Genomic DNA, 19984 nt, shown 5'->3' on the forward strand with positions numbered 1-19984 from the left:
CGGTCCGGCCGACCCGCGGCCGAACACGCGCATCATCGGCGCCCTTCCGGCAACAAAGCCTCCATGACGACGGATGAACGCACCCCCGCGCCCTGGTGGCGGCACGGAACGCTGCTGGTCGGCCAGGCCGTGGCAATGGTGCTCCTGGGCCTGCTGGTCACCTACGCGGCGGCGGACGGACGGCCCCTGGCCGCGGAGGACGGGATCGTCCGCGCACTCGCCGCACACCGGGGTCCGCTGGCCGACACGGTCACCGCCTGGTTGTCGACCGCGGCCAGCACCGAGATGGTCATCGGCCTCGCGCTCCTCTGCGTCGTGGCCCTGCTGGTGGCACCGCGCGTGCCCCTGCGCGCCGAAGCACTGTTCCTCGGCGCGTCCGTCGCCGCGCAGTCGGCCGTCTTCCTCCTCGTCACCGCCTTCGTCGAGCGCCCCCGGCCCGACGTCGAGCGACTGGACGGCGCACCGCCCACCTCCAGCTTCCCCTCCGGGCACGTCGGGGCTTCCGCGGCCCTGTACGGCGGGCTCGCCGTCCTCGCGCTGCGCCGCCTGCGCGGCCCCTGGCGGCTCATCGCCGCGACGCTGCTGTTCCTGGTCCCCCCGGCGGTCGCCCTGTCCCGCATGTACCGCGGCATGCACCACCCCTCGGACGTGGTCGGCGGCCTCCTGAACGCCACCTCGACCCTGCTCGTGATGGGGTCGGCGTTCCTCACGGAGCGCGCACCGGCCTCCGACACCCGCCCGGGCACCCGCGCCGTCCCCGGCCTGACCACCGGGTTCCGCGCCCTCGTCGTACGCCACCCGCTCTCCTGCCCCGACGACCTCGCCGGGCAGATACGTACCCTGCTCGACCGCCACGGCTGCGCCGAGCAGCAGTGGACGTCCACCAGCGCCGAGCGGCCGTGTGGCGAACTCGCCGGGCGGACCGGCCTGGACGGTGTCGACCTGGTGGTGGTCTGCGGCGGCGACGGCACCGTCCAGGCCTGCGCCGACGTGCTCTCCGGTACAGGAGTGCCGCTCGCCCTCGCCCCCTGCGGCACGGGCAACCTGCTGGCCCGCAACCTCGGCCTGCCGACCGATACCCTCACCGCACTCGAAGAGGCCCTGGAGGGCGCCGACTTCGGCATCGACGTGGGTCGGCTCACGGGCGACGGCCTCACGCCCGCGCGGTTCACGGTCATGGTCGGCGCCGGTTTCGACGCCGCCATGGTCCGCGACGCCTCGCCCGCGCTCAAGGCGCGCCTGGGCTGGCCCGCGTACGCCTTGTCCGCCGCCCGGCACCTGGGCGACCCTCGGATGCGGCTCACCCTGCGGCTGGACGGGGGCCGCCCGCTGCGACGCAGTGCGCGCATGGTCGCCATCGGCAACGTCGGCACCCTCCAAGGAGGCCTGGAACTCCTGCCCGGGGCCCGCCCGGACAGCGGACGCCTCGAGGTCGTCCTGCTCGACCCGCACGGTCCGGCCGGCTGGCTCTCCGCCCTCACGCACCTGGCGGCCCGCGCGCTGCCGTGGCGTACCACGGACCCCGACCCCGCCTCCGGTGACGCGGGTCCGGTCGCCGGAGGTGCCCTGGAGTACTTCACCGCGTCCCGCGTCGACCTGCGCTTCGACCGCCCCCAAGCCCGCGAGGCCGACGGCGAGGTGCTGTCCGACGGCACCCGGCTGAGCGTCGCCGTCGAACCGTCAGCCCTCCGCGTCCGCCTGCCCCGGTCGCCCGCATCGGTCGTGGCGGATGCGGTCCCGGCCGTGACGGGCGGCGCCCCTTCGCCCTTGACGTCCCCGTCTCTGCCCACGGTCGGGAAGGCCGAGGGGAGCCGTCGGCCGAGTGCCGTGGAGACGTGACGAGCGTGGGCCTGGCGTCCGATCCGGCAGGCACCGCCCCGGCACCCAGCCCTCACCATCCCGAACGAACCGACTGGACAAGGAGACCGCGCACCATGGAACCGCGCACCGCCCGCCCCCTCCTCCGCCGCCTCTTCGCGGCCCGGACTCCCGAGCGCCGGGGTGCGGGTGGCCGGTCCTGGGCCGACGCGGCGTTCGGACGGAGGCTGCTGCTCACGGTGACGGCGACGGCGGCGGTCTCCGTACCCTTCGGGCTCGCCCTCGTCCTCGTCGAGTCCGGCTGGCCCCCGCTGCGCCGCCTGGACCGCGCGGCGGCGGAGGGGCTGCACTCCGCCGCGCTCGGGCACCCGGCGTGGGTGGACGCCCTGGGGGTCCTCTCGAACGTGGTGTGGGACCCGCTGACCATGCGCCTGCTGGTGGCCGCGGTGGTGGTGTGGCTGCTGGTGCGGCGCGCCTGGCGGCTGGCGGCCTGGGCCGCCGTCACGGCGGTCGGGGGCGGCCTGATCGGGCTGCTGGTGAAGAACGTCGTGGAACGCGCCCGCCCCCACCTGCCCGACCCGGTGGCCCACGCGCCGGGCTTCTCCTTCCCCTCCGGCCACGCGATGACGGCCACCACCTCCTGCGCGGTGGTCCTGCTCGTCCTGCTGCCCCTCGTCCCAGCCCGCTGGCGCCCGCTGCCGTGGGCCGTGGCGGTGACCAGCGTGCTGGGCGTGGGCTTCACCCGGATCGCGCTCGGCGTGCACTGGTTCAGCGACGTCGTGGGCGGCTGGCTCCTCGGGCTCGCCGTGGTCACGGCGACGACCCTGGTCTTCGAGGCCTGGCGCGCGGACACGGGCCGCCGCCGCACGACGGTGACCGAGGGCCTCGAGCCCGAACTCTCCGCGCCGGGGGACCCGGAGGAGTCCACCGGGCGCCGCTGAGGGGCCCGCGTCAGGCCGGTCCGGCCCCCGCGGGCCCGGCGCCGTGCAGATGGGCGAGGAGCGCGGTGTAGTCGGAGGCCACGCGCTCCAGGAGCTGCGGACCCACGCTGGAGAGGCTGTTCAGGACCGCGGTGTGCGCCCGCTGTCCGACCACCACGTCGCTGCCCGCGCGGGAGTACGGGTCAGCTCCCGGCGCGCCCGTGCGCAGGCGGTCGTCGTACCAGCCCAGGACCTCCAGCACGGCTTTGCGCGCCGCCCCGTAGGGGGACGGATGCACCAGGTCGGTCATGGCACGGGCTCCTCGGCTTCGAAGCTGACATCGACGCAAGTCTGTGTACCCCGACTCCCGCCACGACGCACGTGCGGAGAACCGAACATGGCCGGAAGGTGTCCTCACGCCGGCTCCCCCGCACCGGACGAACCGCGTGATCGCGCCGCCACGCACTCACGTGATCGGGTGAACAGCGGCCGGGCCAGGTGTGCCCGGCAGGGCTCCGGGAACCCTCCCGACGGCGCTTGGGCCGTCAGGTGCTGCCGCGATTCGCCGCGCGGACACGTCTCGTACGCACCGTCCCCCGGACACTTGCACCGTCCCAGGGACACCGCGCACCCGGTGTCCCGCACCCAGGTCCACGTCCAGGTCCAGGGCCACGTCCTCAGGGGGATCCATGCGCCTGCGCACCAGTCGGCTCGAACTCCCCGGCCACGAGCGCCTGCGCCACGGCCGGGGCTTCCGGTACCGGACGGCCCGGGGAGGCCCGCTCTCCTCGGCGGACCTCGAACGGATCCGGGCGCTCGCCATCCCCCCGGCCTGGCGGGACGTCTGGATCTGTCCGTGGGCGAACGGACACGTCCAGGCGACGGGCGTGGACGACGCCGGTCGTCGGCAGTACCTCTACCACCCTGAGTTCCGTCGCCAGCAGGAGCTGGCCAAGCACGAGCACGTACGCGAGGTCTCGACCACGCTGCCGGACGTACGCGACCAGGTCGCGCGGGACCTCCAGGGCAGGGGCCTGTCGCGCGAGCGCGTGCTGGGCGGGCTCGTCCGGCTCCTCGATCACGGCTACTTCCGGATCGGATCGCCCGCCTCCGCCCGCGCCCACGAGGCGTACGGCCTGACCACGCTGTTGCGCAGTCACGTCCGTTGCGTGGCGGGCGAGTTGCGCTTCACCTACCCGGGCAAGAGCGGGGTGGAGCGCTGCTGGCGGCTGCCCGATCCGGACGCCTTCCGGGTCGTACGAGCGCTGCGGCGGCGCCCCGGCGACGATCCCGCACTGTTCGCCTACTGGCGGACGCGCTCCTGGCACACCGTCGAGGCAGGCGAACTCAACGAACACCTGAGGGAGTTGTCGGGCGCCGACCTGACCGCGAAGGACTTCCGCACGTGGCACGCCACCGTGCTCGCGGCCGTCGGCCTCGCGGTCGCCGTCCGCAGCGCCGATGCCGGGGACGCCGCGCGCCGGCGCGCGGAAGCACAGGTCGTACGGGACGTGTCCCGGTACCTGGGGAACACCCCGGCCGTCTGCCGGGCGTCCTACATCAACCCGCGGCTCTTCGAGTTGTACGCACAGGGCCGTACGATCGCGGCCGACCTGGACGCGCTCGGCGCGGACACGACCCGGGGAACGCCCGCCACCCAGGGGCCGATCGAGGAGAGCGTACGCGCCTTGCTTGCCTGAACCGGGCGCTCTGCCCGGCCACCGGAAGGTCGCGGCCCCGACGGCCGGGCCCTCCACGATGATGTCCCGCATGGACGCCTCCTCGCCTTCCGGATCATCACGCGGCCCCTCACCCGGCGCCTCGCCCGGCCCGTCTCCCAGCTCCTCCCCCGGCTCCTCGCGCGAGATGACGCCGGACGGGCACCACATCGTCATCAACGGCCGCAAGTGGCGCGCCACGGACCCGGCGCTCCCCGAGGACGTCGCGTCCCGTCTGCGTCACCACCTGATGGCCGCGCGCCGGGCCGTCCGCACCGCGCTCGCCGACGGTGACGCACGCGCCGAACGCACTGCCCGCAGCCGGGTGCAGCAGGCGAAGGAAGCCCTCGGGGAACGCGGGACCCCCTGGTGGGAGTTGACGGAGCGCGAGCGACGCGAGCGATGGGAGCGGGGACTCGGGCGGCTGGAGGCGGAGCCGCAGGAGTAGGGGGCGTCGGAGGGAGCGGGAGCAGCGGCTCACGGTCGCCGTGCGGCGGTCTCCCGGCGTCATCCGCAAGCGTCCGGACGACCGGACCACCCGTGACCGCCCGTGCTCGGCAACCCGCGCAAGGCCACCCATGCGAGGAGGACGGCACGATGACGACGGCAGAGGACTGGATCGAGGCGCTCGACCTGGAGGAGCACGTGGAGGGAGGGTACTTCCGCCGGACGTTCCAAGCCGACCACCGGGCCCGCATCCCCACGCCCGCGGGCGAGCGCTACACGCTGACGTCCATCCACTACCTGCTGACGCGCCGGTCGCCCATAGGGTACTGGCACCTCAACCGGTCGGACATACTGCACTTCCACCACCACGGTGACCCGATCACCTATCACCTGCTGTTCCCGGACGGCAGCCACCGAGCAGTGGTCCTGGGCCAGGACCCCGGTCAGGGTCAGCTCCTCGTGCTCGCCGTTCCCGGTGGGGTGTGGAAGGCGTCCCACCTCACCCACGGCGACCACGGCTTGATCAGCGAAGCCGTCGCGCCGGGATTCGACTACGACGACATGACGCTCGCCCGCGCGGACGACCTGCTGCGGGCCTTCCCCGAACAGTCGGACCTGATACACCGCTACTGCCGTCCCGCCGCCGAACCACGCTGACTCGCCGCCTGGTCGCTCGCACGCCTCCCCGAGAGGATTTCGTCGGGTGTCAAAGGTCGCTGCCGACGTTAACGAACAACCAATCTGTTTACGCGGGCTCGTTCCGGTCACACGAGAGCTATACCCACTGCGAAATGACCGGGAAATTCCGTGTCGCTCTCCGCAGGTTTTCCCATTTCCACGGAGGTAACGAAATGACTGACACCATGTGGAATTACGCTCCCGCCGCCGACTTCACCTCGGGCACCGATCTGACGGGCTGGAGGGTCGAGGCGACCGACGGCCACATCGGAAAGATCGACAAGCACTCGTCCGAGGTCGGCGCGCAGTACCTCGTCGTCGACACCGGCGTCTGGATCTTCGGCAAGGAGGTCCTCCTGCCCGCGGGAACCGTCACCGCCGTCGACCTGGACAACCAGACGGTGCGCATCGGGCGCACCAAGGACGAGATCAAGAACGCCCCGGAGTTCGACAAGGACAAGCACCTCGGCAGCCCCGACTACCACCAGCAGGTCGGCAGCCACTACGCCGTGCACCCCGGCCCCCGTACCCCTGGCACCCTCTGATCGCGCGCCGGCGCCAGAGAGTCGTGGTCACCGGAAGCGGGGGCCGCAGGGAACCGCGCCCGTTTCCGGGCAACGGCCTCTGCGGCCCCCGCATTCCCGCGTCCTACTTCTGCCAGCCGATCGTCTCCGGCAGCGGGCTGTAGAAGATGCTCGCGCCGACGTTGGCGAGGCCCTTCTTGATGCCGTAGGTGGAGGGGCCGCTGTACAGCGGCAGGAAGGCGTACTGCTGGAGCGCCTTGCGCTCGACCTTGTTGACCGCCGCGATCTGCTCCGGGAGGGTCGCGATCCCGCTCGTGGCCCTGATCTCCTTGTCCAGTTCGGGGGTGCCCGAGCCGGTCATGTTGGAGTCGCGGTCGGAGCAGTAGAAGTCGCACAGGTAGCGCGCGCCGAACGGGTCGGTCGCGCGGTTGCCGGAGATGAAGAGGTCGAAGCGGCGCTCGCTGATGACCTTGGCGAAGTCGTTCTCGGAGACCTTGTTGATGTTCACCTTCACGCCGATGCCCTTGAGCATGGCGGTGAAGGCGCCGGCGGTGGCCTTCTCGATCGGCTGGTCCCCGAGCAGCGTGTAGCCCAGTTCGAGCTTCTTGCCGTCCTTGGCGCGGATGCCGTCGGCGCCGGGCTTCCAGCCCGCGGCGTCCAGCGTCTTCTTGGCGTCCTCGGGGTCGTGCTTCAGGACGGCGGAGACGTTGTCCTGGTAGCCCTTCTGGAAGCTGAAGAGCACGGCGGAGCCGGGGAGCGGCTCGCTGTAGTCCAGGCCCTGGAACTGGATCTTCGCGATCTGGCCGCGGTCGATGCCCTCCAGCACCGCCTTGCGGACCTGGAGGTCGCCGAGGAGCGGGGACTTGGTGTTGAGGTGGAGCGAGTACTCGAAGGGGCTGCCGCCGCTGCGGATCTCGGCGCCCTTGACCGTCCTGAGCTGCTTGAGGCTCTCGGCGTCCACGCCGGAGGTGTAGTCGAGCTGGCCGTTCTTGAAGGCGTTGGTGGAAGCCGCGGACTCCAGGTTCACGTAGACGCGCTTGTCGAGCTTGCCCTTCTTCCCCCACCACTTGGGGTTGCGCACGAAGGTGATGTTGCCGGAGTGCGCGTCCCAGCTGCCGACGGTGTACGGGCCGGCGCCCCACTCGGGGTGCGCGGTCTTCACGTACGCCTTGTTGAAGTTGTCGACGGTGGCGGCCTTGGGGTGCAGGAAGGTGGAGAACAGCGCCGTCCAGGACGGGTTGACGCCCTTGAAGGTGATGACGGCCTGCTTGTCGTCCTTGCCGCGGGTGACCGAGGTGATGCGGTCGTAGCCCTCGGTGGAGGAGGCGGCGAAGTCCTTGTCGGAGCCGTTGTTGGCCTTCCAGGTGGCCTCGATGGCTCTCCAGTCGATGGGGGTGCCGTCGTTGAAGGCGGCCTTGGGGTTGAGGGTGATGACGACCTTCTGGTTGCCGCCCTCGACGGAGACCTTCACGTCGCTGTAGTAGTCCGGGTTGTACTGGACCTCGCCGGTGGGCGAGTAGGTGATGGCGTCGGCGTTGTACCAGGACCACACCCGCAGGGAGGTCAGGGTCCCGTTGACGTTGAAGGGGTTGCCCTGGTCCTCGAAGGTGCCCGCAGTGGTGTAGGTGCCGCCGTCCTTGACGTTCTCGTACGACTGGGGGTTGTAGTCGGTGACCGACGACGCGGCCTTGGCCGCGTTCTTGGCGGAGCCGGTTCCGGAGCCGGAGGGCGAGGAGCAGGCGGTGGCGGCGACCGAGATCGCCGCGGCGAGGGCGAGGGGCAGGGCCAGTTTCTTGCGCATGGGGGTTCCTTGGGGTGAGGGGGGTGGCTGGGGTGCGGAGTTGATGGTGTGTCAGGCCGCGTGGCAGGCGAACTGGTGGTCCGCCGAGCCCGGGGCGTGCACGGTCGCCGGGCGCTCGGTGCGGCAGCGTTCGCGTACGCTCTCGTCGGCCTGGAGGTACAGCGGGCAGCGGTCGGCGAACACGCAGCCCCGCGGCAGCCGCGCGGCGCTGGGCTGTTCGCCCGCGAGGACGATGCGCTCACGGGTCCGTTCGCGCGCGGGGTCCGGTACGGGGATCGCCGACAGCAGGGCCTTGGTGTACGGGTGCCGGGGGCGGGCGAAGATCTCCTCGGTGGCCCCGGACTCGACGACGTGCCCCAGGTACATCACGGCGATGCGGTCGGAGAAGTGGCGCACCACGGCCAGGTCGTGGGCCACGACCAGGAAGGCCAGGCCGAGTTCGCGCCTGAGCCGTACCAGCAGGTTGATGATCTCGGCCTGTACGGAGACGTCCAGCGCGGACAGCGGCTCGTCCAGGGCCAGTACCTTCGGCTCGCGGGCCAGGGCGCGGGCGATGCCGACGCGCTGGCGCTGGCCGCCGGACAGGGCGGCGGGGAAGCGGTCGCCCATCGCGCGGTCCAGGCCCACCAGGTCGAGCAGTTCGCTGACCCGGGCGCGTACGGCGGACCGGTCGGTGCCGGCCGCGCCGAGCGGCTCGGCGAGCAGGTCGAAGACGGTCAGGCGCGGGTCCAGCGCGTCCGTCGGGTCCTGCAGGACGATCTGGACGTCGCCGCGCACCTCGCGTATCCGCGCGGCGGTGCGCAGGTCGGCCACGTCGGTGCCGGCCAGTTCGATCCGTCCGGCCTCCGGGGCGCGCAGCCGGAGCACCTCGCGCAGCGTGGTGGTCTTGCCGCTGCCGGACTCCCCCACCAGGGCCAGCGTCTCGCCCGCGCGCAGCTCGAAGCTAACGCCGTTCACCGCGTTGAGGGTGCCGACCCGGCGCTTGAGCAGGGCGCCCCGGGTCACCGGGAAGGTCTTGACCAGGTCCTCCACTCGCAGCACGACCTCGCCCGCGGTGCGGCTCCCCGCGACGGCGGGTGCGACGGGCTCGGCGTCCCCGGCGGGGTCGAGCGTGCCCTCCGCGATCTCCGGCGCGCGCAGGCAGGCGGCGTGCCCGTGGCCGTCCAGTGCGGCCAGGTCGGGCTCGGCGGTGCGGCACGCGTCCTGGGCGACGGCGCAGCGCGGCGCGAAGGGGCAGCCGGTCGGCAGGTCGACCAGGGAGGGCGGTTCGCCGCCGATCGGCACCAGGGGCCGCTCGGCGCCGGTGTCCACGGAGGGCACGGCGGCGAGCAGGCGGGCGGTGTACGGCATGGCCGGGCGGTGGAACAGGGCGTCGACGCCCGCGTGTTCGACGATCCGTCCCGCGTACATGACGGCGACGTCGTCGGCGTGCCCGGCCACCACGCCGAGGTCGTGGGTGATCAGGACGAGCCCGGCGCCGGTCTCGCGCTGGGCCAGTCGGAGCACGTCGAGGACCTGGGCCTGGACGGTGACGTCGAGGGCGGTGGTGGGCTCGTCGGCGACGAGGACCGAGGGCTTGTTGGCGATGGCGAGGGCGATGACGACGCGCTGGCGCATGCCGCCGGAGAACTCGTGCGGGAAGGACCTGGCGCGCTCGCGCGGGTCGGGGATGCCCACCAGGTCGAGCAGTTCCACCGCGCGTTCCCAGGCGTCCTTCTTGGACAGGTCCTGGTGCACGCGCAGGGCGTCGGACAGCTGGCGCCCGACGGTGAAGATGGGGGTGAGCGCGGACAGCGGGTCCTGGAAGACCATGCCGATGTCCTTGCCGCGCACCCGGGAGAGCGCCTTGTCGTCCAGGGCGGCCAGGTCGCGGCCGCCGAGCAGGACCTGGCCCTCGATCCGGGCGGTGGGCGGCAGCAGGCCCATGATGCCCAGGGCGGTGGCGGACTTGCCGGAGCCGGACTCGCCGACGATGCCCAGGGTGCGCCCGGGCAGCAGGTCGAAGCCGATGCCGCGGACGGCTTCGACGGGCCCGGCCTCGGAGGGGAAGGACACGCGCAGGTCGCGTACGGACAGTACGGGCGCCGGGCCGGAGGGCCCGTTGCCCTCGTCGGTGCGGGGGGCGGGAGCCAGGGTCATCGTCGGCCTCCTGCCGCGCCGGTGGTGGACGTGGGGTCGAGGGCGTCGCGCAGTCCGTCGCCGACGAAGGTCATCGAGACGGTGAGCAGCACGGTCAGCCCGGCGGGGAACGCGAAGAGCCAGGGCGCGCTGGTGATGGTGCCCGCGCCGTCGGCGAGCAGCGTGCCCAGCGACACGTCGGGCGTCTGCACTCCGAAGCCGAGGAAGGACAGGGCGGTCTCGCTCAGGACGGTGGAGACGACGCCGAGGGTGAGGTTCACGATCAGCAGGGAGCCCAGGTTGGGGATGATGTGGCGCACCACGATGCGCAGCGGGTGCACGCCCATGTACTCGGCGGCGCGCACGTAGTCGCGTTCGCGCAGGGACGTCGACACCGACCAGACCACGCGCGCGGTGGACATCCAGCCGAACAGGGTCAGTACGAGGATCAGCGCCCGCCAGTCGCCCGCGAGCCGGTGCGACACCAGGGCGAGGATGAGGAAGGAGGGGACGATCAGCAGGAAGTGGATGGTGGCGAGGGTGGCCTTCTCGACGCGCCCGCCGAGGTAGGCCGCGCCCGCGCCGACGACCGCGGCGACGACGACGGTCAGCAGGGAGACGCTGACGGCGATGACCAGGGAGCGCTGGAGGCCGTGCACGGTGGCGGCGTAGATGTCGTTGCCGCCCTGGTTGGTGCCGAACCAGTGCTCGGCGCTGGGCGGCTGGGTCAGGGCCGCGAAGTCGGCGTCGGAGTGCGCGTACGGGGTGAACAGGCCGCCGAGGGCGCTGAACAGCACGAGCAGGACGAAGATCAGCGAACCGGTCACCGCGAGCCGGTTGCGCAGGAAGCGCCGCAGGTAGAGGCGGCCGCGTCCCAGGTAGCGGTCCTCGGGCGCGGGGGCGGCCTGCGGGCCTGCCGCCGGTCCGGGGCCGGTGGCCAGGACGGCGTCGGGGGTCACGTCGGGCCTCATCGGAGTGCTCACCTCAGCTCACCCGCACCCGGGGGTCGAGGAAGACGGTGGCGACGTCCGCGAGGATCGCGCCGATCGCGGTCAGCGCGGCGGCGAAGGCGGCCGTCGCGACGGTGCCGTGGACGTCGTTCTTGCCGATGGTCTGGATGAAGTACTGGCCCATGCCGCTCCAGCCGAAGATCGTCTCGGTGAGGATCGCGCCGGTGAAGACGGCCGGGATGCTGAACGCCACGGACTGCGCCGTCGGGATCAGCGCGGTCCGCAGGGCGTGCCGCCGCACCGCCTGGGCCCGGGTGAGTCCGGTGGCGCGGGCCGTGCGCACGAAGTCCGAGTTGATGGTGTCGAGCAGCAGGGAGCGCTGCGTGAGGTGGTAGCCGACGTAACCGGTGAGCGTGAGCGTCAGCGTGGGCAGGATGAGGTGCAGGAGGCGGTCCCCGATGGTGGGCCAGAAGCCTTCCACGTCGGGCGAGTTGGCCCCGGCGACGTACAGGAAGTGCCAGCCGGCGTGCTCGTTGAGCGAGATGGCCAGCAGGACCAGGCCGAGGGCGGCGATGGACACCGGGATGTTGAAGAGCGCCATCGAGACGGCCTGGGCGGTCCGGTCGGTCCAGCCGTACTGGCGCGAGGCGGTGTGGACGGCCAGGGCGACGCCGAGGACGACCGACAGGATCGTGGAGCCGATGACCAGTTCGGCGCTGACCAGGGAGCGGTAGCCGATCTCGCCGTTCACCGACACCCCGACCGGGGAGCGCCCCCAGTCGAAGTGGAGGACGACCCCGGTGAGCCATTCCCACCAGCGGTGCACCAGCGGCTCGTGCGGGTCGAGGTTGTACGGGGCGAGGGCGCGGGAGATCTGGGCGTCGGTGCGGACCGGGCGCAGCTCCCTGAAGTTGGAGCGCGGGTCCAGGAACCAACTGGCGAGGAAGTAGGTGGCGTTGGTGGCCACGGCGATCATCAGGAGCCAGCCCGCCGCCTTGCGGGTCACGTACCGGAGCACGGGCTCCACCTCCCCACCGGGTGCGGCGGGCGCGCCTCGTGGGCGCAGGGTCTGCGGGGGGTGAGCATGGGGGGTGGAACCTTCTGGAGCTACGGGTCGATTGCACGTTTGCGCGAATGAGAGTCTTGTGTGCGGTACACGTGTGGCGCCAGCGATCCGGGCATCCCGCCACGAAGCCGAAACACCACCGCAGCAATGGGCGTCCCGTCCGGCGGTTTCGGAAAGACGCACCACGCCACGCCGCCGCTCCAACTATGTTGATCAGCAAGGGGAAACAGCGGGTTGCCGGAACCAGGGAGCGGAAAGGTCGGCCTTGACAGACACATCGCCCGTCGTGGGACTCGCCGAGTGGATCGGAGCCTTGCGCACCGAACTGCGCAGGGCCCAGCAGACGGCGGACGCGCACGACATCCACTTCGTGGTCGGCCCGGTCGAACTCGAACTGGAGATCGCCACGACCCGCGAGACGGGCGCCTCGGGAGAGGTGAAGTTCTGGGTCGTCGGCGCCGCCGGATCGGGCCGGCACGTGGGAGAGTCCCGCCAGCGGATCACCCTGTCGCTCACTCCCGAGGTTCCGGACGGTACGCCGGTGAAGGTCGGCGACCAGCTCGACCGGCAGCCGCGGTAGAGCCGCGACGGCGATGGCGCCCCCTGCGGAGCACCCCGCCCTGGAGCGCGTGGCGGAGGTCATCGTGCGCTCTCCGGCCGGCGGCTGGAGCTACGGCACGGGGTACCTCCTGGGTAGCAGGACCATCCTGACTGCTCGTCACCTGCTGGGGACGACGGAGCCGACCGGCACCGTCTCGGTGCGACTCGCGGGTGACGCCACCCTGCACCCCGCCGACGTGGCCTGGAGGACTCCCGAGGACGACTCCGACGACCTTGCCCTGCTCCGGCTCAGCGGCGAGCCGCCGCGGCCGCGCTCGCGGCACCCGGACCTCGGCACGCTGCGCGCCGACCCCGCGCGGACCGTGGAGGTGACCGTGACGGGCTTCCCCGCCTTCGCGGGGGTCACGGACCCGGCCGGCGGCGACGTACGGGACAGCTACCAGGTCACCGCCGAGATCGCGACCCACACCTTCACCAAGACCCGCCGCCTGGAACTGCGTCCGCACGCGCGGCCCCGCACGCTCGGGGCCCGGTGGCGCGGGCTCTCCGGTGGCGCCGTGTTCGCCGAGGGCTCCCTGGTCGGCGTCGTGGTGGCGGCGGAGCCCGACGCCCCGGCCCTCCACGCGACCCCGGTGTCCGCCCTCCAGGGCGACCCCCGCATCCGGCGGATCCTGGCCGACGACGGCGTGTCCCTCGAACTGCGCCCGGTGCGGCGCCCCACCCGGTACGGCAGCAGGATCCTCCAACTTGCCGCACACACAGGTGAGTTGCACGACAGGGCGGAGGAGCTGGCCGACCTGGAGGCCTTCGCCCGCTCCGACCAGCCCTACCGGTGGGTCATCGGGCCTCCCTGGGCGGGCAAGACCGCTCTCGCCGCCCGTTTCGCGGCCCGTCCGCCGGACGGCGTCGACGTCGTGGCGTTCTTCGTGTCCCGCAGCTTCGGCGAGCAGACGCGGCAGTTCCAGCAGGAGGTGTGCGACCAGCTCGCGGCCCTCGTCGACGAGCCGCCCGGGGTGTTCTCCGGGCAGAGCGCGCTGGACGACCTGTGGGCACGGGCGTCCGCGCAGGCCGCGGCCACCGGGCGGCACCTGCTGCTGCTCGTGGACGGCTTGGACGAGAACGACGAGTCCCCCTCGATCGCCGCGCTGCTGCCGGCCGAGACAGGTGCGTACGGCCATGTGCTCGTCCTGGGCCGGGAGAACCCGCCCGTCCCGGCGGCCGTCCCCCGCTCGCACCCCTTGCGCACGGAACACGGCTGCCCCCGGATACGGCTCGCCCCGACCCCGTACGCGAACCGGCTGCGCGAGCGCGCGACGGACGAGCTCGCCGCCGTCCTGCCGGACCGGCAGGCCCGCGCCGTGCTCGGCACACTGGCCGTCGGAGGCCCGATGACGGTCGACGACCTCGCCGACGCGCTCGGCGCAGGGGCAGCCGGTGCACGGCGTGCCGGGGCCCGCGCACTGGTTGACGGGGCCGGCGCCCTGGGTACCGGGGCCCTCTCACTGGACGCCTACGACGTGCGGACCGTCGTGGACAGCGTCTCCTCACGGGTCCTGTCGTCCCTGGGAGAGGGGAGCACCCAGCGCTTCGGCTTCGCCCACGACGAGCTGCGCCGGGCCACCGTCGAGGCGGTGGGGCCCACGGCCGCCGCACGCCACAGGGCGGCGCTGCACGCCTGGGCGTCGGACTTCGACGAGCGCGGCTGGCCGGACGACACCCCGGACTACCTCGTCCTGCACTACCCCGCGGTGGCCATGGCGGACCCCGATCCGTCCGCGCTCGCGGCGCTGCCGTCACCCGGCCGCGTAGCGATGTGGCAGCGGCGGACCGGCCACGACGGCTCCGCCGTGCAGGAGATCACGGACGTGCTGCACGCCCTGCCCACCGCGGGCCCCGAGGCCCTTCGAGCCGCGTGCCTGCTGGCGATGCGCCGCTACCGGCTGCTGGAGGTCCCCGCCGACCCCAGCAGCAGCTTCCCGGTCGCGATCGTCACGGCGTGGGCCGAGCGGGGCCAGTGGCCGAGGGCCGAGTACCTGGCCTCCGTCATCTGGCACTCCGCGACCGCCTACGCCGACCTGGCCGCGGTCGCCGCGCGTACGGGAGACCTCGAACGCGCCCACCGGCTCGTGCAGCGGGCACGGGCGGCGTCCGCACGGGACCAGGCCGGAAGCGTCTGGCACGCGCCGAGCGTGGCGGCGCTCGCTCCCGTCATGCACCGGGCCGGAGCACCGGCGACCGCACGAGACCTCCTGCGCGAGGCCGAGCACCTCGTCCACGTCGCACCACCCAGCCCCGGCACCGATCTGATGGCCGTGGCCCTCGCCCGGGTGGCCGAAGCCCATGCGGCCACCGGGGACCCGGCGGAGGCCCGGCGCGTCGCCCTGGACGCCGAACGCCTGGCGGACGGCAGCGGTTCGCGCCGCGAAGACCTGCTGCCGCGCATCGCCTTCGGCTGCGCGGTGGCGCGTGGCTTCGGGGACGCCCTCCGTTCCTTCCCACGGCCGCGCACCCCCGTCGGCCTGGCCCGGGTGTACGCGGAGTTCACCCGGGCCGCCGCCCACGCGGAGGGCGCAGACCTGGCGCGCACCCTGCTGGCACGGGGCGAGCGAGCTCTCGGAGCCCTACCGGCGCACGGCGCTTCGCAAGCCGGCGACTCCGCTCCCCCGTCGCGGCACGGCCGGGAACCCGCGCACCCGAGGCAGCGCATCGCCGCACTGCTCGACCTGGCCGAATCGGCCGTGGCCGTCGACGCTGCTCATGCTCGTCGCCTGGCCGAGGAGGTCGAGGGGTCCCTCACCTCCTCCGCGGCCGGATCGGCGGTCGTACGCCTTGCCGAGGTGCAGCAACGGCTGGGACGTACCGAGCACGCGGTGGCCCTGATCCACAGCCTCCCCGATGGGGCGGCCCGGCTCCAAGCGCTGGTCCGGTGCGCGGAAGCGGCCCACGACGCCGGTGCCGACGAAGACGCCCGCGGCCACCTGGAGCGGGCCGAGCCGATGGTCGCCGCCCTGGAGGAGCCCCGGCGCCAGGGCGACGTACGCACCGCCTTCGCCATCGCCGTGGCCCGCGCGGGAGACCCCGAGCGGGCCGAACGGGTCCTGCGCGACACCAGCCCGCCACGCGAGCACTTCTGGGAGGCTCTCGCGCTGACGGAGGCCATCGCACGCCAGGGACGGTTCGAGCAGACGGAAGCACTCTTCGCACTCGGCAGGCGACGGACCGACCAGACGAACCGCACGGCGGCGCGGCTGGCACACGGCGCCGGACGCTTCGGGGATCCGCGCCGGGTGGAAGCCCTGGCCGACCGCTGCGACACCGAGCACCGGTACCTGGTCCTCCGCGAAGGGGCCCTCGGGGCGGCCGAGGGCGGGCACTTCAAGCTGGTGGGCGAGCTGCTCGACGCCGCAGGCCGCGCACTGCGCGGCACCGCCCGCGTGGCGCGCCTGGGCATCGAACACGACGTCGCCGGTCTCGCGGCGATCGAGGCCGTGGAGCGGGGCGAGACCCGATGGGCCGAGGCCCTCGTGCGGCTGATCGGTCACCCGGGCGGGTACATGAGCCGGACGGCACAGCCCGTGGCCCACGCGGTGCGCGGTGACCTCGACGCCGCGGAGCGGGCGGCCCGGGCCGTCGGGATACCGCCGGACAGGGCCGAGGCGCTGACGGCGGTGGCCCGCATCGCGGCCGCGCGGGGAGAGGCCGACCGCGCCGACCGCCTGATCGACCAGGCGGGGCAGGCCGCGGCCGGGTGGACGGACGCGGCGGCGTACGCACGGTCACGGATCTGGTCGCGGACCGCCGTCGGAGCCGCCCTCATCGGCCGGACGTCGCGCGCGGACGAACTGCTGCGGCTGCTGGCCGACGCGAGCCCCGACCACCGGGTGCCGGCCCTCGCCGCCCGCGCGACGGCCCACGCTCGTGACGGCTCACGGGAAGAGGCCCTCGCGCTGTTGGACGAGGCATTCTCGTGCCTGAGCTCCCGTGCGGGCGGAGCCGACGCGGAACGGGCTCTCACGGCGTTCGTGGTCGCGGCCCGGGAGGTCGACCTCGCGCGCTGTCGCACGTACGTGGTCCGTCTGCTGGCCACTTGGCCCCGCACGCCCGCCTATCTGCCAGCGGCCGTCCTGACCGACCCCGGCCTCGCGGCCTTGGCGGTCCGACTCCTCGCGGACGAACCAGCACGGGACTGACCGTGACGGGATCGACCGTGACGGGACCGACCGTGACCGCGGTACGCCAACGGCCCGCGCACCGTGAGTCGACCTTGCGCATAGAGTGTCGACATGTCGCTGAGTCGAATAGCCCTCTCGTCCGGACGCTCGATCGAGCTCACCGAACTGCGCATGTCCTCGACTTACGGAGGGATGCTGGAGGGCTACCCGTGCAAGCCCGTCAACGACATGAAGGTCACGAGCCTCCGCCACCAGGCGGACCGCACGTTCCCCACCACGCCGGTCCACCTGGTGCCGCCCGCCCGCGAGTACCCGGACCAGCCGGCCGGCGCCTTCGGCCCCGTTGAGGTGCTGCCCGCCGTGGCCTGTATCGGGTCCTTCCGCTCGACCGTCGTCTCCCCCGACCTCGACGCGGTTTCGCACCGTTCCGCTCTCACTCTGATCTGGTTCCAGACCGGCTTGGACGTCCCGTCGGGCGAGGACGCCGACCTTGCGCTGCGCGGCGTCCGGTGGGAGGAACTGGCTCAGGACTACGAGCTCTAAGGCTTGTCCCGCAAAAGGATCTTGGGCGGCGATGACCACGGCATCGCCGATCTCACCGCGTCACAAGGGCACAAGCATTCAACAGTTTCACACTTTGCGCGGCCACACGGCCTTGTCCCACCCGCCTTTTGCGTCGTCTGCTGATGACGGAAGGGATGCAACTGCCGCCTGCCACGCCGTCAGACCCTGCTGAGGTCTCATCGACGATGCGTGAAGACAGCGAACGACAGTGAGGACGAGTCGTCATGGACACCGTCGGGCACATAGTCGAACCAGGAGTCTCTCCCGTACCTGCGGCCCTCTACGGGCCGGATTTGTTCCGGCCCGACGAACGGACCGCGAGCCTGCTCGCCTCCGACATGCGACGCATTCCAAGTCTCCGGGAGGGCTGGGATCCAGCGATGGGGACCCGCCTGTTCGGCACCCATAACGCAGTCGGCAGCTACGACTCCCATATGAGAGGGGTTCCTTTCCAGGAAAATCTGGCCAAGACCCGAGCTTTGAAGGAGTTTCCCGACCTCCCTCTCGCCTTCGACGCGCCGCGCCGCCATGGTTTCATCCCCCGCGGCACATCACTCCTGCAAGCCATGGCCGAAGCGATCCCCATCCCCGACACCCCCTTCTGGCACGCAGTGGCCGAGCAGACCTACGGCTATGCCTGGTGCCTCATCGACAACAACCGGCTGTGCCGGGACTGCGTACACGGCTCCTGCTCCGTCAGCCTGTTCGACTCCTTCGCCGACTACTACCACTTCGCCGAACAGATGCCCGAGACTCTCGACATCACCGCACAGCGCGTCGTGGAGTACATCAACCACGTCCACCGTGACCATGAAGCTGACGGGCAGGAACGCAAAATCATGGACGCCTGGCTGGCGTCAACCCAAGCCATCTATGCCGACGTCCTCCACCCCAAGGCCGAGCAACTACGCCTTCCCGACGACGAGCTCCGCACCATCCGATACCGCGTGATCAACGCAGCGATCCGGGCACTCACCCTCCAAGCCCGCCACGAGCAGGGTCCGCTCCTCGGGGACGACAACATCATCGACGCGGTCGCGCTCGCCGCCGTGGTCACGCATGATGCCTGCGACCGCCGTCACGACAACGTCGCGAACGAGTACTACAACGTCCTCACCTTCACCGCCGCTCACACCGGCGTGGAGAGCGTCGACCTGGTCCGTCGATTCTGCACCGATGTGTGGGCCTGGGCCATCGACCACGGCGCCGACTGGGCCATCCACATCGCCGGCCGACTGCTGCTCTGGCAGGTCTACATGGCCCGCTACCAAGCCGACATCCTCCTCGACCACCTGACCGCCCCCACCCCTCCCGACCGGGCCGAGGCCGATCCCTACGGCGACCCCGTACTCAACAGCCTCAACCCGCTGCCGCCCAGCCCCACCCCCGACGACTACGACCTACGCTCCCGCTGCCAGAACAAGGCCCACTACGACCAGATCCTCCACGGCTGCCTGGCGCACTTCCAGAACTGTCCCGGCTGCCACGGCTACGACACCGCCACCTGGCAGCAGCGGATCCCCCTCATCGAGGCCGCCTACCGCAGCAAATACAGCGACTGCGGCTGCCTGAACACCCTCAGCACCTATTCGATCCTCACCTCTTTCGACCGCCTCTGGTGGGCGGCAGACCCCACAGCCCGCTACACCGGACCCACCGGCGAATGGTCTCCCTTGCTCTGCTAGGGCATCCGCTGGGGTGGCCTCAGGCTCCGGCTCCGCAGAATGCGGCGGGCGTCAGGTGCCGGGTTTGCGGCCGAAGACGTACACCGACGTGCCGACCCGGGTCTGCTTCCACAGCGCCTTGGCGTCCGCCGGGCGCATGTTGACGCAGCCGTGCGAGCCCGGCGGGGCGTAGACCGAGCCGTCATGGGCGTGGAAGGCCTGTCCGCCGGAGAAGAACTGGGCGTAGGGCATGCGGCTGCGGTACAGGGTCGACCAGTGGTCCTGGTGGCGCCAGGAGATGCGGAACCAGCCGGTGCGGGTGCTGTACCCCTTGGCCCCGGAGCGGACCGGGCGGGCCGTGAAGACGGTCCTGCCGCCGCGCTCGGCCCACAGGAGCTGGCGAGTGAGGTCGACGCAGACCACCGTGGCGGCGCGCTTCGGGCACGCGTTGCGCGGGTCGGCACTGGCCTGGGCGCGCAGCAGCACCGTGGTGGCGTAGGTGACCGGTCCGGCGTATCCGATGCTCGGGGTGATGCGCCGGCTCTGCTGGAACTTCTGCACGGCCCTGCAGTCGGCGACGGACTGTCGGCCGTCGGCTCTCAGCCCGAGGTACCGCTCGATCTGCTGCTGGTGGGGACCGGTGTACGCGGTGCAGAAGGGGGCCTTCTTGTCGCTCTCGAACGGCGGGGACAGCTCCCGTTCGGGGACCGGCCGGGGAGCGGTGGTGGTGGAGGCGACGGAGGCGAGGGGAGCCGATGCGGCGCCGGAGCCGGTGCCGAGAGCGGTCAGCGCGAAAGTAAGTACGAGGAGGTGACCGCACAGCGACTGTGCGGGTCGGGGCACGGCAGCTCTTCGGCGCAGCCCCTCGAAGCGGTGTCGAGGACGCACTGGGCAGGCACCTTCCTCACGTTGCTCGCGTTCCTTGCCGTCCTCACGGCTGCGGCGCCGTGCCGCCGCTCGTCGGAGGGCGGCGGCACGGCGCT

At 72.2% G+C, this 19984-nt stretch carries 16 protein-coding genes; 10 read left to right on the forward strand and 6 right to left on the reverse strand.

Going from position 1 to position 19984, the window contains the following annotated elements:
- The first annotated feature begins 63 nt into the window (after positions 1-63).
- The gene (locus tag ABT160_RS25395; protein WP_351650099.1) at positions 64-1839 is read left to right on the forward strand and encodes a bifunctional phosphatase PAP2/diacylglycerol kinase family protein; all 1776 of its coding nucleotides are present in this window, start codon (positions 64-66) and stop codon (positions 1837-1839) included.
- A gap of 95 nt (positions 1840-1934) precedes the next feature.
- Complete coding sequence (locus tag ABT160_RS25400) at positions 1935-2759, forward strand: phosphatase PAP2 family protein (RefSeq protein ID WP_351650100.1); 825 nt, start codon at positions 1935-1937, stop codon at positions 2757-2759.
- Between the two features lie 10 nt (positions 2760-2769).
- Here the strand turns inward: ABT160_RS25400 and ABT160_RS25405 are convergent, their stop codons facing one another.
- Complete coding sequence (locus tag ABT160_RS25405) at positions 2770-3048, reverse strand: hypothetical protein (protein ID WP_351650101.1); 279 nt, start codon at positions 3046-3048, stop codon at positions 2770-2772.
- Positions 3049-3427: 379 nt separating this feature from the next.
- Here ABT160_RS25405 and ABT160_RS25410 point away from each other — a divergent pair, with 379 nt between their 5' ends.
- From ABT160_RS25410 to ABT160_RS25425, 4 genes are all read left to right on the forward strand, one after another.
- On the forward strand, positions 3428-4438 hold the full coding sequence (locus ABT160_RS25410; protein WP_351650102.1) for a DNA topoisomerase IB: 1011 nt from the start codon (positions 3428-3430) through the stop codon (positions 4436-4438).
- Entirely contained in the window at positions 4431-4904 is a 474-nt protein-coding gene (locus tag ABT160_RS25415) for a hypothetical protein (protein ID WP_351650103.1), read from the forward strand. The genes ABT160_RS25410 and ABT160_RS25415 overlap by 8 nt, the downstream gene beginning before the upstream one ends.
- Before the next feature lie 149 nt (positions 4905-5053).
- Positions 5054-5560, forward strand: coding sequence for a cupin domain-containing protein (locus tag ABT160_RS25420; RefSeq protein WP_351650104.1), 507 nt, complete (start codon positions 5054-5056; stop codon positions 5558-5560).
- Positions 5561-5754: 194 nt separating this feature from the next.
- Entirely contained in the window at positions 5755-6126 is a 372-nt protein-coding gene (locus ABT160_RS25425) for a PRC-barrel domain containing protein (RefSeq protein ID WP_351650105.1), read from the forward strand.
- Positions 6127-6229: 103 nt separating this feature from the next.
- Here the strand turns inward: ABT160_RS25425 and ABT160_RS25430 are convergent, their stop codons facing one another.
- The 4 genes from ABT160_RS25430 to ABT160_RS25445 are packed head-to-tail and all read right to left on the reverse strand — an operon-like array spanning position 6230 to position 11992.
- Complete coding sequence (locus ABT160_RS25430; RefSeq protein WP_351650106.1) at positions 6230-7906, reverse strand: ABC transporter family substrate-binding protein; 1677 nt, start codon at positions 7904-7906, stop codon at positions 6230-6232.
- A 51-nt stretch (positions 7907-7957) separates the two neighbouring features.
- On the reverse strand, positions 7958-10045 hold the full coding sequence (locus tag ABT160_RS25435) for a dipeptide ABC transporter ATP-binding protein (RefSeq protein WP_351650107.1): 2088 nt from the start codon (positions 10043-10045) through the stop codon (positions 7958-7960).
- Entirely contained in the window at positions 10042-10995 is a 954-nt protein-coding gene (locus ABT160_RS25440) for an ABC transporter permease (protein ID WP_351650108.1), read from the reverse strand. Before ABT160_RS25440 ends, ABT160_RS25435 begins: the two co-directional genes overlap by 4 nt.
- Before the next feature lie 13 nt (positions 10996-11008).
- Positions 11009-11992 carry an ABC transporter permease gene (locus tag ABT160_RS25445; protein ID WP_351650109.1) on the reverse strand — a complete coding sequence of 328 codons (984 nt, stop codon included), beginning with the start codon at positions 11990-11992 and terminating at the stop codon, positions 11009-11011.
- 313 nt (positions 11993-12305) lie between these two features.
- Between ABT160_RS25445 and ABT160_RS25450 the strand changes: the two genes are divergently transcribed.
- The 4 genes from ABT160_RS25450 to ABT160_RS25465 all read left to right on the forward strand — a co-directional run bounded on the left by ABT160_RS25450 (position 12306) and on the right by ABT160_RS25465 (position 19022).
- On the forward strand, positions 12306-12620 hold the full coding sequence (locus ABT160_RS25450; RefSeq protein WP_351650110.1) for a trypco2 family protein: 315 nt from the start codon (positions 12306-12308) through the stop codon (positions 12618-12620).
- A 13-nt stretch (positions 12621-12633) separates the two neighbouring features.
- Positions 12634-16791: a trypsin-like peptidase domain-containing protein gene (locus ABT160_RS25455; RefSeq protein ID WP_351650111.1), complete on the forward strand. Its 4158-nt coding sequence runs from the start codon at positions 12634-12636 to the stop codon at positions 16789-16791.
- A gap of 93 nt (positions 16792-16884) precedes the next feature.
- A complete protein-coding gene (locus ABT160_RS25460) occupies positions 16885-17316 on the forward strand; it encodes a hypothetical protein (protein WP_351650112.1) in 432 nt (143 codons plus the stop codon).
- A 245-nt stretch (positions 17317-17561) separates the two neighbouring features.
- Positions 17562-19022 (forward strand): hypothetical protein, encoded by a 1461-nt coding sequence (locus ABT160_RS25465; RefSeq protein ID WP_351650113.1) that lies wholly within the window; start codon positions 17562-17564, stop codon positions 19020-19022.
- 51 nt (positions 19023-19073) lie between these two features.
- Here the strand turns inward: ABT160_RS25465 and ABT160_RS25470 are convergent, their stop codons facing one another.
- The gene (locus ABT160_RS25470; protein ID WP_351650114.1) at positions 19074-19844 is read right to left on the reverse strand and encodes a L,D-transpeptidase; all 771 of its coding nucleotides are present in this window, start codon (positions 19842-19844) and stop codon (positions 19074-19076) included.
- Positions 19845-19984 lie beyond the last annotated feature (140 nt).

The organism is Streptomyces sp. NPDC001941 (assembly GCF_040296945.1).
Classification (GTDB): domain Bacteria; phylum Actinomycetota; class Actinomycetes; order Streptomycetales; family Streptomycetaceae; genus Streptomyces.

What these genes read in the sequence shown, in the direction of transcription:
- ABT160_RS25395 (WP_351650099.1), top strand. Translation starts at nt 64, where the DNA reads ATGACGACGGATGAACGCACCCCCGCGCCCTGGTGGCGGCACGGAACG.
- ABT160_RS25400 (WP_351650100.1), top strand. Translation starts at nt 1,935, where the DNA reads ATGGAACCGCGCACCGCCCGCCCCCTCCTCCGCCGCCTCTTCGCGGCC.
- ABT160_RS25405 (WP_351650101.1), bottom strand. Translation starts at nt 3,048, where the DNA reads ATGACCGACCTGGTGCATCCGTCCCCCTACGGGGCGGCGCGCAAAGCC.
- ABT160_RS25410 (WP_351650102.1), top strand. Translation starts at nt 3,428, where the DNA reads ATGCGCCTGCGCACCAGTCGGCTCGAACTCCCCGGCCACGAGCGCCTG.
- ABT160_RS25420 (WP_351650104.1), top strand. Translation starts at nt 5,054, where the DNA reads ATGACGACGGCAGAGGACTGGATCGAGGCGCTCGACCTGGAGGAGCAC.
- ABT160_RS25425 (WP_351650105.1), top strand. Translation starts at nt 5,755, where the DNA reads ATGACTGACACCATGTGGAATTACGCTCCCGCCGCCGACTTCACCTCG.
- ABT160_RS25430 (WP_351650106.1), bottom strand. Translation starts at nt 7,906, where the DNA reads ATGCGCAAGAAACTGGCCCTGCCCCTCGCCCTCGCCGCGGCGATCTCG.
- ABT160_RS25435 (WP_351650107.1), bottom strand. Translation starts at nt 10,045, where the DNA reads ATGACCCTGGCTCCCGCCCCCCGCACCGACGAGGGCAACGGGCCCTCC.
- ABT160_RS25440 (WP_351650108.1), bottom strand. Translation starts at nt 10,995, where the DNA reads ATGAGGCCCGACGTGACCCCCGACGCCGTCCTGGCCACCGGCCCCGGA.
- ABT160_RS25455 (WP_351650111.1), top strand. Translation starts at nt 12,634, where the DNA reads ATGGCGCCCCCTGCGGAGCACCCCGCCCTGGAGCGCGTGGCGGAGGTC.
- ABT160_RS25460 (WP_351650112.1), top strand. Translation starts at nt 16,885, where the DNA reads ATGTCGCTGAGTCGAATAGCCCTCTCGTCCGGACGCTCGATCGAGCTC.
- ABT160_RS25465 (WP_351650113.1), top strand. Translation starts at nt 17,562, where the DNA reads ATGGACACCGTCGGGCACATAGTCGAACCAGGAGTCTCTCCCGTACCT.